At 72.8% G+C, this 12886-nt stretch carries 12 protein-coding genes; 4 read left to right on the plus strand and 8 right to left on the minus strand.

What is annotated here, in order from left to right:
* Nucleotides 1-349: 349 nt before the first annotated feature.
* Both ACFZB3_RS00425 and ACFZB3_RS00430 read right to left on the minus strand, forming a co-directional pair.
* Nucleotides 350-1009, minus strand: coding sequence for a response regulator transcription factor (locus ACFZB3_RS00425; RefSeq protein WP_089104714.1), 660 nt, complete (start codon nt 1007-1009; stop codon nt 350-352).
* A gap of 323 nt (nt 1010-1332) precedes the next feature.
* Complete coding sequence (locus tag ACFZB3_RS00430) at nt 1333-2019, minus strand: DUF3000 family protein (RefSeq protein ID WP_391367362.1); 687 nt, start codon at nt 2017-2019, stop codon at nt 1333-1335.
* A gap of 108 nt (nt 2020-2127) precedes the next feature.
* Here ACFZB3_RS00430 and hemE point away from each other — a divergent pair, with 108 nt between their 5' ends.
* Entirely contained in the window at nt 2128-3195 is a 1068-nt protein-coding gene (gene hemE / locus ACFZB3_RS00435) for a uroporphyrinogen decarboxylase (protein ID WP_391367365.1), read from the plus strand.
* A gap of 9 nt (nt 3196-3204) precedes the next feature.
* Here the strand turns inward: hemE and ACFZB3_RS00440 are convergent, their stop codons facing one another.
* Nucleotides 3205-4029 carry a rhomboid family intramembrane serine protease gene (locus ACFZB3_RS00440; RefSeq protein ID WP_391367368.1) on the minus strand — a complete coding sequence of 275 codons (825 nt, stop codon included), beginning with the start codon at nt 4027-4029 and terminating at the stop codon, nt 3205-3207.
* Between the two features lie 121 nt (nt 4030-4150).
* Between ACFZB3_RS00440 and ACFZB3_RS00445 the strand changes: the two genes are divergently transcribed.
* A complete protein-coding gene (locus tag ACFZB3_RS00445) occupies nt 4151-4453 on the plus strand; it encodes a hypothetical protein (RefSeq protein ID WP_391367371.1) in 303 nt (100 codons plus the stop codon).
* A gap of 78 nt (nt 4454-4531) precedes the next feature.
* Here ACFZB3_RS00445 and ACFZB3_RS00450 read toward each other — a convergent pair whose 3' ends face one another.
* Together ACFZB3_RS00450 and ACFZB3_RS00455 are read right to left on the minus strand one after the other, a co-directional pair.
* Nucleotides 4532-5917, minus strand: coding sequence for an FAD-dependent oxidoreductase (locus ACFZB3_RS00450; RefSeq protein ID WP_391367374.1), 1386 nt, complete (start codon nt 5915-5917; stop codon nt 4532-4534).
* A gap of 70 nt (nt 5918-5987) precedes the next feature.
* Nucleotides 5988-6890 carry a DUF4349 domain-containing protein gene (locus ACFZB3_RS00455; protein WP_391367377.1) on the minus strand — a complete coding sequence of 301 codons (903 nt, stop codon included), beginning with the start codon at nt 6888-6890 and terminating at the stop codon, nt 5988-5990.
* Nucleotides 6891-7044: 154 nt separating this feature from the next.
* Here ACFZB3_RS00455 and hemG point away from each other — a divergent pair, with 154 nt between their 5' ends.
* Together hemG and hemQ are read left to right on the plus strand one after the other, a co-directional pair.
* Nucleotides 7045-8496 carry a protoporphyrinogen oxidase gene (gene hemG, locus ACFZB3_RS00460; protein WP_391367380.1) on the plus strand — a complete coding sequence of 484 codons (1452 nt, stop codon included), beginning with the start codon at nt 7045-7047 and terminating at the stop codon, nt 8494-8496.
* A 5-nt stretch (nt 8497-8501) separates the two neighbouring features.
* Complete coding sequence (hemQ, locus tag ACFZB3_RS00465; protein ID WP_391367383.1) at nt 8502-9248, plus strand: hydrogen peroxide-dependent heme synthase; 747 nt, start codon at nt 8502-8504, stop codon at nt 9246-9248.
* A 6-nt stretch (nt 9249-9254) separates the two neighbouring features.
* Here the strand turns inward: hemQ and ACFZB3_RS00470 are convergent, their stop codons facing one another.
* The 3 genes from ACFZB3_RS00470 to ACFZB3_RS00480 all read right to left on the minus strand — a co-directional run bounded on the left by ACFZB3_RS00470 (nt 9255) and on the right by ACFZB3_RS00480 (nt 12728).
* A complete protein-coding gene (locus ACFZB3_RS00470) occupies nt 9255-10901 on the minus strand; it encodes an alpha/beta fold hydrolase (RefSeq protein WP_391367385.1) in 1647 nt (548 codons plus the stop codon).
* 153 nt (nt 10902-11054) lie between these two features.
* Nucleotides 11055-11834, minus strand: coding sequence for a TIGR04222 domain-containing membrane protein (locus ACFZB3_RS00475; protein ID WP_391367388.1), 780 nt, complete (start codon nt 11832-11834; stop codon nt 11055-11057).
* 96 nt (nt 11835-11930) lie between these two features.
* Nucleotides 11931-12728: a DUF4142 domain-containing protein gene (locus ACFZB3_RS00480; RefSeq protein WP_391367391.1), complete on the minus strand. Its 798-nt coding sequence runs from the start codon at nt 12726-12728 to the stop codon at nt 11931-11933.
* Nucleotides 12729-12886 lie beyond the last annotated feature (158 nt).

The raw sequence follows: 12886 nt of genomic DNA on the forward strand, positions 1-12886 counted from the left end.
GGGGGGGCGGCTTTCTGTTTGGGGGGGGGGTTTGGGGGGCGGGGAAAACTTGCGGTGTTTTTGTTGGTGGGGGGGGGCCCGGCCGGGGGCCGGGGCCGCCCCGCCACGCCGGAGGGTCGTAAACCAGTCAGGCCGGTGAAAGATCAGGTCCACGAACGGGGGACATCAGGTTACGGCGTGATGCCGGACCAGCGGCCGGTCCGGTCATGTCGGTGAACGTATGACCGGTCGGTGACGGACGATCAGCGAGACCGGTCGGCGACCTCGGAGAGGGGGGAGCGGCGATCGGCCATCAGTGGTCGTGGGCCGGTGATCGGCCGTCGGTGACCGGCCGGCCGGTGCCGGTCGGTCAGTGGATGATGCCGGTGCGCAGGGCGACGGCGACCATCCCGGCGCGGTCGCCCGTGCCGAGCTTGCGGGCGATGCGGGCGAGGTGGCTCTTGACGGTGAGGGCGGACAGTCCCATCGAGACGCCGATCGCCTTGTTCGACTGGCCCTCCGCGACCAGCCGGAGCACCTCGACCTCGCGGCCGGAGAGCTCGCGGTAGCCGCCCGGGTGGCTCGGGGCACCCGGGGGGCGGCGGTGCATGCGGGAGGCGGCGCCGATGGGGGCGGCACCGGGTCGGGTGGGGAGCCCGATGTTGGTGCGGGTGCCGGTGACGACGTAGCCCTTGACGCCGCCGGCCAGGGCGTTGCGCACGGCGCCGATGTCGTCGGCGGCGGACAGGGCCAGGCCGTTGGGCCAGCCCGCCGCCCGGGTCTCGGACAGGAGGGTCAGGCCGGAGCCGTCGGGGAGGTGGACGTCGGCGACGCAGATGTCGCGGGGGTTGCCGATGCGGGGACGAGCCTCCGCGATGGACGAGGCCTCGATGACATCGCGCACGCCGAGCGCCCACAGGTGGCGGGTGACGGTGGAGCGGACGCGCGGGTCGGCCACGACCACCATGGCGGTGGGCTTGTTCGGGCGGTAGGCGACCAGGCTTGCGGGCTGCTCTAGGAGAACGGACACCAGGCCTCCTGGGGTGGGGGACGGGGCCGGCTTGCGGGGAAGAAGCCGGGACGAACCGTGCTTTCAAGGTCACAGTCGTCTTCGGCACCAAACCCGTCCGCCTTTAGAGAATGATCACGATCTGGTGAGTAACAATACGTGCAATTCGGACACGCGATCGATCATCCGAAGATCGAATCGGTTCGGGCCGTTGCCGTACGGGACAGAAAGTGGCCGTATCGACAAAGAGATGGTCAACGAAGGGTGAGTCGGCGGGACTCGGGTGGACGGGGTGAGCCGACGGGACCCGGGTGGACGGGTCCCTGATCTGCGACGGTGCGGGCTCAGCGCGCCTGCGGGTCGCGGCGCTGCGGCAGGGTGACCACCGAGGCGTCGCCGGGCGCGGCCGGCGGCAGGCCCGCCACCTGCGCCAGCAGGTCGCACCACGAGGCGAGGTGGGCGGCGGTGTCCGGGACGCCGGCGCGGCCCTCGCGGGGCGTCCAGGAGGCCCGGATCTCGATCTGCGAGGCGGCGGGGCGCGCGGACAGCCCGCCGAAGTAGTGCGAACTGGCGCGCGTCACGGTCCCGCTCGGCTCGCCGTACGACAGGCCGCGCGCCTGGAGTGCGCCGGTCAGCCATGCCCAGCAGACGTCCGGCAGCAGCGGATCGGCCGCCATCTCCGGCTCCAGCTCCGCCCGCACCAGCGTGACCAGCCGGAACGTGCCGTGCCAGGCCTCGTGCCCGGCCGGGTCGTGCAGCAGTACGAGACGCCCGTCGGCGAGATCCTGGTCGCCGTCGACGACCGCGGCCTCCACGGCGTACGCGAACGGGGCGAGACGCTGCGGGGCGGGCGTCGGCTCCACCTCGACCTGCGGCCGCAGCCGGGCACCGCGCAGCGCGTCGACCGCGGCCCGGAAGGCCGGCGGTACCGGTGGCGCCGTACTCCCGGTATGTCCTTCGTCCTCCTCGGTGTCCTTCCCCTCGCCCATCCCGCCAGCGCCGTCCGACAGTCGTCCCTGAGCCGCAGCCATGCGGGGAAGAGTAAGGGGAACGACGCCTTCGCGCAGGGAGAGACACCACCTAAGGACCATGTAAGGGCGCCGCGATGCCGGGTTCCGGGGCGTGCGAGACTTGCCGTCGTGAGTGCGAACGGAAGCCCCACGGGCCAGCAGCCGACAGCGACGTACGACAGTGCCTTCCTGAAGGCGTGCAGGCGCGAACCCGTGCCGCACACCCCTGTGTGGTTCATGCGCCAGGCCGGCCGTTCGCTGCCGGAGTACCACAAGGTGCGCGAGGGCGTCCCGATGCTGGAGTCGTGCACGCGGCCCGAACTGATCGCCGAGATCACCCTCCAGCCCGTCCGCCGGCACCACGTGGACGCGGCGATCTACTTCAGCGACATCGTCGTCCCGCTCAAGGCCATCGGCATCGACGTCGACATCAAGCCCGGCGTCGGCCCGGTCATCGCGCACCCGATCCGCACCCGCGCCGACCTCGCCCGGCTCCGCGACCTCACCCCCGAGGACGTCTGGTACGTCACCGAGGCGATCGGCCTGCTCACCGCCGAGCTCGGCCCGACCCCGCTGATCGGCTTCGCCGGCGCCCCGTTCACCCTCGCGAGCTACCTGATCGAGGGCGGCCCCTCGCGCACCTACGAGAACGCCAAGGCGATGATGTACGGCGACCCGGAGCTCTGGGCCGACCTGATCGACCGCCTCGCCGAGATCACGGCCGTGTTCCTCAAGGTGCAGATCGAGGCCGGCGCCTCCGCCGTCCAGCTCTTCGACTCCTGGGCCGGGGCGCTGGCCCCCGCCGACTACCGCCGCTCGGTGCTGTCCGCCTCCGCGAAGATCTTCGAGTCCGTCGCCGGTTACGGTGTCCCGCGCATCCACTTCGGGGTCGGCACCGGCGAACTGCTGAAGCTCATGGGCGAGGCCGGCGCGGACGTCGTCGGCGTCGACTACCGGGTCCCGCTCGACGAGGCCGCCCGCCGGATCGGCCCCGGCAAGGCGCTCCAGGGCAACCTCGACCCGACCGTCCTGTTCGCCGGCAAGGACGTGGTGGAGACCAAGGCCCGCGAGGTGCTCGACGCGGCCGCCGGTCTCGAAGGCCACGTCTTCAACCTGGGCCACGGCGTGATGCCGTCCACCGACCCGGACGCGCTGACCCGCCTCGTCGAGTTCGTCCACACCGAGAGCGAGCGCTGACCCGGTCCGCTACCAGCCGTGCCGGGGCCGGGCCCGCCTGCCGAACAGCAGGCCGCGCGGTTCCGGCGGCGGGGGTGTGCCCGGCTTGAGCGGCCAGGCGAGCACCATGCCCACCAGGAAGCCGACGATGTGCGCCGCGTACGCCACGGTCCCGGCGTCCGAGACGCCCTCGCCGGACGAGTACACGGCCTGGAGCACGAACCAGAAGCCCAGCACCAGCCAGGCCGGCAGCCGCAGCGGCAGGAAGACCAGGAACGGGACCAGCACCCAGACCCTGGCCGTCGGGTAGAGGACCAGATACGCGCCCAGGACGCCGGCGATCGCGCCGGAGGCGCCGATCAGCGGGTCGCCCGACGAGGCGTTGACGAGCGCGAAGCCGTAGCCGGCCGCGTACCCGCAGAACACGTAGAAGAGGAAGTACCGGATGTGGCCCATCCGGTCCTCGACGTTGTTGCCGAAGATCAGCAGGAAGAGCATGTTGCCCAGCAGGTGCAGCCAGCTGCCGTGCAGGAACATCGCCGTGAAGACCGACAGCACGGGCGACTTGTCGTAGCCGGGCGGCCCGACCACGCAGCCGGGGCCGTTCCGGCCGATGCCGACCTGGCCGGTCGGGACCAGCTGCGGCATCTGATGGTGGATCAGCTCCTTGGGAACCGCCGCGTAGTGGTCCATGAAGGCCTGGAGATGACACAGCTGCGACAGATCGCTGCCGCCGGCCACGGAGCCGGCTATGCCGGGCGTGAAGAGGAAGACGAGCACGTTCGCGGCGATCAGCGCGTACGTCACGTACGGCGTGCGACGCACCGGGTTCACGTCATGAACGGGGATGACCACAGCTGACTAGTGCCCAGGGAGGGGGCGCTCGATGCGCGGGGAGCTCCGGTGAACGTCGTCACGCGCGCGTGCGTATGTCCTTGCGACCGACGTGAGGTTCAGGCGACGTGAGGAACAGGCGATGAACGAGCGGGTTTCCCCCCAGGCATTCCCTCCCATGCAGGCCCTGCCCGACGGTGAGGCCGAGATCTCCCTTGTCGTACGGCTGCCCTGGGAGGACGTGGCGCGGCTCGGCCAGGAGGCGGGGCGGCTCGCCGCGCAGATGCAGCGGCCGGTGACGCTGGACGAGGCGGTGAGCAACCGGCTGCGGTCGACGCGACCGGTTGCTGCGCATGCCCGGCCGGGAACCGAGCAGCCCGCGGCGGCGGCTGCGCCGGGAGGGGCCGGGGTCACTTCGCTGCCGCGGATCAGCGGGACGGCTTAGGACGCGTTGCGGGGTGCGGGTGCGTGGGGGCTGGTCGCGCAGTTCCCCGCGCCCCTGGGTTGGTGACCTGGGCGCCCCTCAGAAAGCTCGCACCTTTGCTGTGGCTTTCCTCGCCGCGACCAGTACCGGGTCCCACACGGGGGAGAACGGTGGTGCGTAGCCCAGGTCCAGGGCCGTCATCTGTTCCACCGTCATGTTCGCCGTGAGGGCGACCGCCGCGATGTCGACGCGTTTGCCGGCGCCCTCGCGGCCGACGATCTGGACGCCCAGCAGGCGGCCCGTGCGGCGTTCCGCGAGCATCTTGACCGTCATGAGGGTCGCGCCGGGGTAGTAGCCGGCGCGGCTCGTGGACTCGATGGTGACCGTCTCGAACTGCAGGCCGACCCGGAGGGCGTCCTTCTCGCGCAGGCCGGTGCGGGCGATCTCCAGGTCGCAGACCTTGCTCACCGCCGTGCCGACGACACCCGGGAACGTGGCGTAACCGCCGCCCACGTTGGTGCCGATGACCTGGCCGTGCTTGTTGGCGTGGGTGCCCAGCGGGATGTACTGCTCCTGGCCGGAGACCAGGTTCAGGACCTCCACGCAGTCGCCGCCCGCCCAGATGTCCTCGTGCCCGCGCACCCGCATCGCCTGGTCGGTGAGGAGGCCGCCGTGCCCGCCGACGGGCAGGCCCGCCACCTGGGCCAGGCCGGTCTCCGGGCGGACGCCGATGCCCAGGATCACCACGTCCGCCGGGTACTCGGCGTCCTCGGTGGCCACCGCGCGCACCCTGCCGTCCTGGCCGGTGAGCACCTCGGTGACCGCCGCGTCGTTCACCATGGTGATGCCGAGGCCCTCCATGGCCTTGTGCACCAGGCGGCCCATGTCCGGGTCGAGCGTGGACATCGGCTCGCTGCCGCGGTTGACCACCGTCACCTCGTAGCCCCGGTTGATCAGCGCCTCGGCCATCTCGACGCCGATGTAGCCGGCGCCGACCACCACGGCCCGGCGGCCACGCGTGCGTGCCAGCGTGTCGAGGAGGGCCTGGCCGTCGTCCAGGGTCTGCACGCCGTGCACCCCCGGCGCGCCCGCGCCCGGCATGTCGGGGCGGATCGGGCGCGCGCCGGTGCCGATGACGAGCTTGTCGTACGACGTCCAGGACTCGGCGCCGGAATCGACGTCACGCGCGCGTACCCGCTGCCCGGCCACGTCGATCTCCGTGACCTCGGTGCGCATCCGCAGGTCGATGGCGCGGGCGCGGTGTTCGTCGGGGGAGCGGGCGATCAGATGGTCCCGCTCCCCGACGTCGCCGCCGACCCAGTACGGGATCCCGCACGCCGAGTAGGAGGTGAAGTGGCCGCGCTCGAAGGCCACGATCTCCAGTTCGTCCGGTCCCCGCAGCCGACGCGCCTGGGACGCCGCGGACATGCCCGCGGCGTCACCGCCGATGACGACCAGTCGTTCCCGCCCACCGTTCATGCTCATGCGAACACGCTACGGGGCACGGGCATTTCGGGCTCGCTCAGGGCTCGCTCAGGGCTCGCTCAGGACCGGCTCAGGTCTCGCTGCCGGGCTGCGCGGTGGTACGGCGCCGGCGGGCGAGCCGCCACCACAGCAGCGCCAGGACGGCCGCCAGGGCGGCGAACGGCAGGGCCGCGCCCAGCGCCAGGGCGATCCAGCGCAGCATGGTGACGAAGACGTGCCAGCCGCCGGACACGGCGTCCACGAACCCCGGGGAGTCGTCCTTCGCGGCTGCCTTCTTCGCGGGCGTCTGGGTGAGGGACAGCGTGATCGTGGCCATGCTCGTGCGGTCCTTCAGGGACGCCTGCTGGGCCAGCAGCGACTCCAGGTCGGCCTCCCGGCTGCTCAACTCCCCTTCCAGGGTGACCACGTCACTGAGCTTGGCCGCCCGGTCCATCAGCTCGCGGATCCGGGCCACGCTGGCCCGCTGCGAGGCGACCCGGCTGTCCACGTCGACCACCTGGTCGGTGACGTCCTGCGCCTTCGCGGTGCGGTCGATCAGCTTGCCGGCGCCCTGGAGGGCGCCGAGCACCTCGTCGTACTTCGCGGTGGGGACCCGGAGGACCACACGGGTGCGTTCACGGCCCCCGGAATCGCGGGTGGTGGTTTCGTTGCCGACGTAGCCGCCGGCGTCCTCGGCCGTGGTGCGGGCCGCGTCGAGGGCCTTGGGCACGTCCTTGACCTGCACGGTCAGGGAGGCGGTGCGGATGATCCGGGCCACCGTGAGGTCGGGCGCGGTCCTGCCGGTCCCGCTGCCGCTGTCCTTGGCGCCCGCCGAGCCCGCCGCCTCCTGGGCGGCGGTGCCGACATCGGCCTTGGCATCGCTGGCGGAGCCGCCGTCGGCGCTGTCGTTCGCCCCGCATCCGGTGAGGACGAGGGCGGCGGCGAGCAGGAGGCCGGCGAGGGCGGGTCGTACGGGTCGTACGGGATGGCGCATGGTTCCCCCCGGGGGTGGTGATGACTGACGCGACTTCGACGCCGGGGCGGGGCGGGACGTTCGGCGGCGGCGGTTCCGGTGCGGTCACGGTCCGGACGCGTACGGGTCACCGGGCCGGGGCGGGGGTGCCGGTGCCGTCTGAGAGAGTGAGGACATGAGCGCAACGGGTACGGGCACGGGCCAGGTCGTCGTCGTCGGAGCCGGGATCGCGGGGCTGGCCGCGGCGCACCGGCTGCTGGAGCGCGGCGCGCGCGTGACCGTGCTGGAGGCCTCGGAGAGAGTCGGCGGCAAGCTGCTGCCCGGTGAGATCGCGGGCGTCCGGGTCGACCTGGGCGCCGAGTCGATGCTGGCCCGCCGCCCCGAGGCGGTCGCCCTCGCCCGCGAGACCGGGCTCGGCGAGCGGCTGCGGACGCCCGCCACCGCCACCGCCGCCATCTGGACCCGGGACGCGCTGCGCCCCATGCCCAAGGGCCATGTCATGGGCGTCCCCGGCACCGCCGCCGCGCTGTCCGGGGTGCTGTCCGAGGAGGGCCTCGCCCGTGTCGAGCGCGACGCCGACCTGCCCCGCACCGAGGTCGGCGACGACGTGGCGGTGGGGGAGTACGTGGCCGCGCGCCTCGGCCGGGAGGTCGTCGACCGGCTGGTCGAGCCCCTGCTCGGCGGGGTCTACGCGGGCGACGCCTACCGCATCTCGATGCGCTCCGCGGTCCCGCAGCTCTACCAGGCCGCGCGGACCCACGACTCGCTGACCGAGGCCGTCCGCGAGATCCAGGCCAGGGCGGCCGCCGCCCAGCAGACCGGGCCGGTGTTCATGGGCATCGAGGGCGGCGTCGGCACCCTGCCGCTCGCGGTGGCCGAGTCGGTGCGGGCCCGCGGCGGCGAGATCCTCACCGGCACTCCCGTGACCGGACTGCGCAGGGAACCCCGGGGCTGGCGGATCACCACGGCCGACCGCGAGCTGCACGCCGACGCCGTGATCGTCGCCGTACCGGCGCCCGTCGCCGCCGGCCTGCTGCGTGCCGAGGCGCCCGCCGCCGCGGCCGAACTGGCCGCCGTCGAGTACGCCTCGATGGCCCTGATCACCCTCGCCTACCGCCGCGCCGAGGCCGGCCTCCCGGCCGGCAGCGGCTTCCTCGTCCCGCCCGTCGACGGCCGCACCATCAAGGCGTCCACCTTCGCCTCCCAGAAGTGGGGCTGGATCGCCGAGGAGGACCCGGACGTCGTCGTCCTGCGCACCTCGGTCGGCCGGTACGGCGAGACCGCGGTCCTCGGCCGCGAGGACGCCGACCTCGTGGACCTTTCCCGGCACGACCTGCGCGCGGCCACCGGCCTGGCCGCGGCCCCCGTCGCCACCCGCGTCACCCGCTGGACCGACGGCCTGCCCCAGTACCCGGTCGGCCACCACGCGCGCGTGGCCCGCGTCCGCGAGCACGTCGGCAAACTCCCGGGCCTCGCGGTGTGCGGCGCGCAGTACGACGGTGTCGGCATCCCCGCCTGCATCGCGAGCGCCTACGCCGCGGTGGACCAGCTGGCGGGCGACCTCGGCGGGGTCGAGGAGCTGACGGCCAACCCGGTGCAGAGCCTGCACGGCGGAGCGGGAGAATAGGGACCATGAGTGACGACGCCTCCACCACCGAGTCCGGCACCACCGAGTCCGGCAGGATCCCGAACAAGGGCAAGCTGGCCAAGGACCTCAACGAGGTCATCCGCTACACCCTGTGGTCGGTCTTCAAGCTGAAGGACGTGCTGCCCGAGGACCGCGCGGGCTACGCCGACGAGGTCCAGGAGCTGTTCGACCAGCTCGCCGCCAAGGACGTGACCGTCCGCGGCACCTACGACGTCTCCGGGCTGCGCGCCGACGCCGACCTGATGATCTGGTGGCACGCCGAGACCAGCGACCAGCTGCAGGAGGCGTACAACCTCTTCCGCCGCACGAAGCTGGGCCGCGCCCTCACGCCGGTGTGGTCGAACATGGCCCTGCACCGCCCCGCCGAGTTCAACCGCTCGCACATCCCGGCGTTCCTCGCCGACGAGACCCCGCGCAACTACGTCAGCGTCTACCCGTTCGTGCGGTCGTACGACTGGTACCTGCTGCCCGACGAGGACCGCCGCCGGATGCTCGCGGACCACGGCAAGATGGCCCGCGGCTACCCGGACGTGCGGGCCAACACGGTCGCCTCGTTCTCGCTCGGCGACTACGAGTGGATGCTGGCCTTCGAGGCCGACGAGCTGTACCGCATCGTCGACCTCATGCGTCACCTGCGCGGTTCCGAGGCCCGCCGGCACGTCCGCGAGGAGGTCCCGTTCTACACCGGGCGCCGCAAGTCGGTGGCCGAACTGGTCGCGGGCCTCGCCTGACGGTCGTCAGCGCTGGTCGGCCTTGCCCTTCAGGGAGTCCCGCAGGTTCTTCCGCCGGGCATGGTCGGCCGGTGCCGTCGCCTTCGGTTCCGGGTGCCCCGCGCACGAGGCGCGCCGGTGCGGGAGCCGGCCCTCCAGCAGGTAGGCCTCCAGGTAGCCGTTCACGCACTTGTTGGGGCCGCCGCCGATGCCGTGCGTGCCCGCGTCCCGCTCGGTCACCAGCACCGAGTCGGACAGGCGCCGGTTCATCTCCAGCGCGCCCGCGTACGGGGTGGCCGCGTCCCGCTCGGCCTGCAGGATGAGCGTCGGCGGCAGCTCACCGGGGCCCGTCCGCACGTCGAGTGGCTGCTGCCGGGGCACCGGCCAGTAGGCGCACGGCAGGTTCATGAAGGCGTTGTCCCAGGTCTCGAAGGGCGCCACGCGCGCGAGCCGGGTGTTGTCCCGGTCCCAGGTCCGCCACTTCGCCGGCCAGGACGCGTCGTTGCACTCGACGGCCGTGTACACCGCGTTGCCGTTCTCCGCCTCGGCGGCCGTCTCCGCCGTCGGTGCCGCCAGCCGGATCAGCGGCTTGGCATCCCCCTTCAGGAACTTCGACAGCGCCTCCGCCCGGCTCGGCCAGAAGTCGTCGTAGTACCCGGCCGACAGGAACGCGCCCTGCAGCTGTCCCGGCCCGACCTTCCCGCCGGCCGCCTTCTTCGCCAGCCGCTTGCTCGCCTTGTCGTAACTCGTCTGCACCTGCTCGGCCGTGTTGCCGAGCCGGTACACGGCGTCGTGCCTGGCGATCCACTCCCGGAAGTCCGCCCAGCGGCTCTCGAACGCGGCCGACTGCTCCAGGTTGTTCCGGTACCAGATCTGCGCCGGGTCCGGGTTCACCGCCGAGTCCAGCACCATCCGCCGTACGTGCGAGGGAAAGAGGGTCGCGAACAGCGCGCCGAAGTAGGTGCCGTACGAGGCACCCATGAAGGTCAGCCGGTTCTCGCCGAGCGCCGCGCGCAGCACGTCCAGGTCACGGGCGTTGTTGAGCGAGGTGTAGTGGCGGAGCCTGCTCCCGGAGCGCTTCAGACAGCCCTTGGCGTACGCCTTCGCCTCCTTGATCCGGGCCTTCTTGTACGCCTCGGAGGGATGCGCCGGGGACTGCGAGGGCGCCCTGTAGAAGTGCTTGGGGTCGACGCAGGACAGCGGGGCGGAGCGGTCGACGCCGCGCGGGGCGTAGCCGACCAGGTCGTAGGCGGCGGCGATGCGCTTCCACTCGGGCAGCACGCCGACCATCGGGAAGAGCATGCCGGAGGCGCCGGGGCCGCCCGGGTTGTAGACCAGGACGCCCTGCCGGGGCACCCTGCGCTTGCTGTTGTGCGGGTCCTTGTGGGTGGCCGCCACCCGGCTGACGGTCAGTCTGATCTGCTTGCCGTCCGGGTGCGCGTAGTCCAGCGGGACGCTCACCGTGCCGCACCGGAAGGTGTCCGGCGCCTCCAGGTCGGTGGCACACCTGCCGAAGTCGATGCCCGCCGCGCGCGCCCGCGCGGCGGCCACGGCGGTGCCGTGCAGTTCGGCCGCCGCCGTGTCCGGGACGCGAGGGGCGCTCCCGGCCGGGGCGGCGGCCAGGGTGGTCAGGATCAGGGACCCGGCGGCCGAGTACAGGGCGGGGGCTCTCATGGCGTATCCCTTCGGTGCAACGGCTGCGGTGGCGTGGCGGCAAGGCACCGCGGCGACTGCACGGCAGCAATAAAAGGGATATTTCGATCGGTTGTCGGCGAAGGCAAGCACCATCGGGCCGGTGTCGGCGCATTGCCCCCTATGCGCCCCCGCTCACTCCCGTGGCAGCTGGTCCCGGTGTGCGAAGGCCGCACGCAGCTCCGGCTCGCCGATCGCGCGGATGCCCCGGACGGCGACGGAGGCCAGCAGCGAGTGGTCGTCGGCCGCGCGGTTCGCCCGCCGGTTCAGCGTGCCGAGCAGCCGCAGGCCGGCCGGCGAGGCCCAGCGCGAATACGGGTGCGCCTCGACGCGGGCGATGGCCAGACAGCTGAGCGTCAGGGTGAGGGGCAGCGCGAACCAGACGGCGACCAGGTCGCGCGGCATCCCGGTCGGAGCGGGCAGCGTGAGCGCGACGACGCCGAGCCCGAGGACCGCCACCGCGGCGGCCCGGACCTGCCGGACACCGGAGGCGACCGTCGTCCGTGCCGCCGCGTCCGGCACCGCGAGCCCCGCCCGCACCAGCCCCTCGCCGAGACTGCGCACGGCGTCCGTGTCGGCCGCCGCCGAGCGCACCGGCGCTATCCGCGACTGCCCCTCGGGCCCGATGGCCCCTATCACCGACCGCTCCATGTCGTCCCGCCCCCGCGGGTCCACCACGGTCGCCCAGCCGGTGTGGGCGAGCAGCAGCCGCCGTTGCCGGGCCATGGACACCAGCGTCAGATCGGCGACCCGGGCGGGCCCGCCGGACAGGAACGCGGCCTCGTACAGCGTCAGATCGTGTCCGTGGCCCGTGCCCGTGTCGACGGCCGCCGTCCGTACGGCGGCCAGGCACAGCCGGGTGCAGGCGGTGCCGGCGACGGCCCAGGCCAGGAGCAGGAGAAGGACCCAGAACATGACTCGTTTCTATGCCAGGGTCCTGGCCACCGCCATGCCCTGTTCACATTCCGGACCGAGTGTTGTCGGTATGTGACGTTCCGCTTCCCGCGCAGGTCAGGGGGTCCCGGACGCCGGATCCGGGCTGGCGGTGGCGGGCGGCAGCGTGTACGTCGGGGACGGCGACGCCGCCGGGGCCGGCCCCGCCGCGACCGGGGTCGCATCGGCCGGGGCGACGACGGGAGGCGAGGGGACGGGGGAGGGGGTGGTGGCCAACTGCTGTGCCAGCGTGCCGAAGTCGACGTAGCCGGTCGCCTCCAGGACCTTGATGTGGTCCAGGACGGTGGTGTTGGCGTCGTCGGCGAGATCGCGGACCAGGGTGTTCTGGGTGGCGGCGCGGACCTGGGCGACCACGGAGAAGACCCGGCCGTGCGCCAGCCGCACGATGTTCGCGAACTCCCGGTCGAAGTCCTGCCCCTGCGCGGCGTTCAGCGTGGCGAGCCACTGCTGCTGCTGGACGTTCGGCGCGTTCGGGATCGGCACGCCGAGCTGGGTGGCGACGGTGCGGACGTGGGCGTCGAGGGAGGTGTGCCCGTCGACGAGGTGCTGCCCGGCCGTCCGTACGGCGGCCGTGGTGCCCTTCTGCTCCGCCATCTCCCCGGCCGGCAGCTCCCAGAGCCCGGCGAGCCGGACCTTGACGACGAAGTCGCGGTCCTGCGCGGACAGCGGGCCGTACGCCGTGGACACGGTCTGGGCGCTGAGCACGTTCACCGAGCCGGTGGGGTCCGAGCGGTCGGCGTACGACCAGATCGGGAACACCAGGGCGGCGAGGGTCGCCGCGAGACAGACGATGATCAGCCCGGTACCGCTGAACATGCCTCGTCCCTGGACGGGGGGTCGGGGTCGCGCGCGCATGATGCCTCCTGCACCGCACGGTGGGGCTTCGCCGTGCGGGACTGGCATATTACCGAGGGAGTCAGGACGGTCCTTCGGCCGCGGCCCGGAGGGGGCTGGTCGCGCAGTTCCTCCCCCGGCCGAAGGCTGGGGGAGGCACCCTGCAAGCGCCGGTAAGC

Source organism: Streptomyces sp. NPDC008092 (assembly GCF_042957285.1).
Classification (GTDB): Bacteria; Actinomycetota; Actinomycetes; order Streptomycetales; family Streptomycetaceae; genus Streptomyces.

Excerpts from the sequence above, each read along its gene's own strand:
- ACFZB3_RS00430 (WP_391367362.1), bottom strand. The coding sequence starts at position 2,019 with ATGGCTGCGGCTCAGGGACGACTGTCGGACGGCGCTGGCGGGATGGGC.
- ACFZB3_RS00445 (WP_391367371.1), top strand. The coding sequence starts at position 4,151 with ATGAACGAGCGGGTTTCCCCCCAGGCATTCCCTCCCATGCAGGCCCTG.
- ACFZB3_RS00450 (WP_391367374.1), bottom strand. The coding sequence starts at position 5,917 with ATGAGCATGAACGGTGGGCGGGAACGACTGGTCGTCATCGGCGGTGAC.
- ACFZB3_RS00455 (WP_391367377.1), bottom strand. The coding sequence starts at position 6,890 with ATGCGCCATCCCGTACGACCCGTACGACCCGCCCTCGCCGGCCTCCTG.
- hemG (WP_391367380.1), top strand. The coding sequence starts at position 7,045 with ATGAGCGCAACGGGTACGGGCACGGGCCAGGTCGTCGTCGTCGGAGCC.
- hemQ (WP_391367383.1), top strand. The coding sequence starts at position 8,502 with ATGAGTGACGACGCCTCCACCACCGAGTCCGGCACCACCGAGTCCGGC.
- ACFZB3_RS00470 (WP_391367385.1), bottom strand. The coding sequence starts at position 10,901 with ATGAGAGCCCCCGCCCTGTACTCGGCCGCCGGGTCCCTGATCCTGACC.
- ACFZB3_RS00475 (WP_391367388.1), bottom strand. The coding sequence starts at position 11,834 with ATGTTCTGGGTCCTTCTCCTGCTCCTGGCCTGGGCCGTCGCCGGCACC.
- ACFZB3_RS00480 (WP_391367391.1), bottom strand. The coding sequence starts at position 12,728 with ATGCGCGCGCGACCCCGACCCCCCGTCCAGGGACGAGGCATGTTCAGC.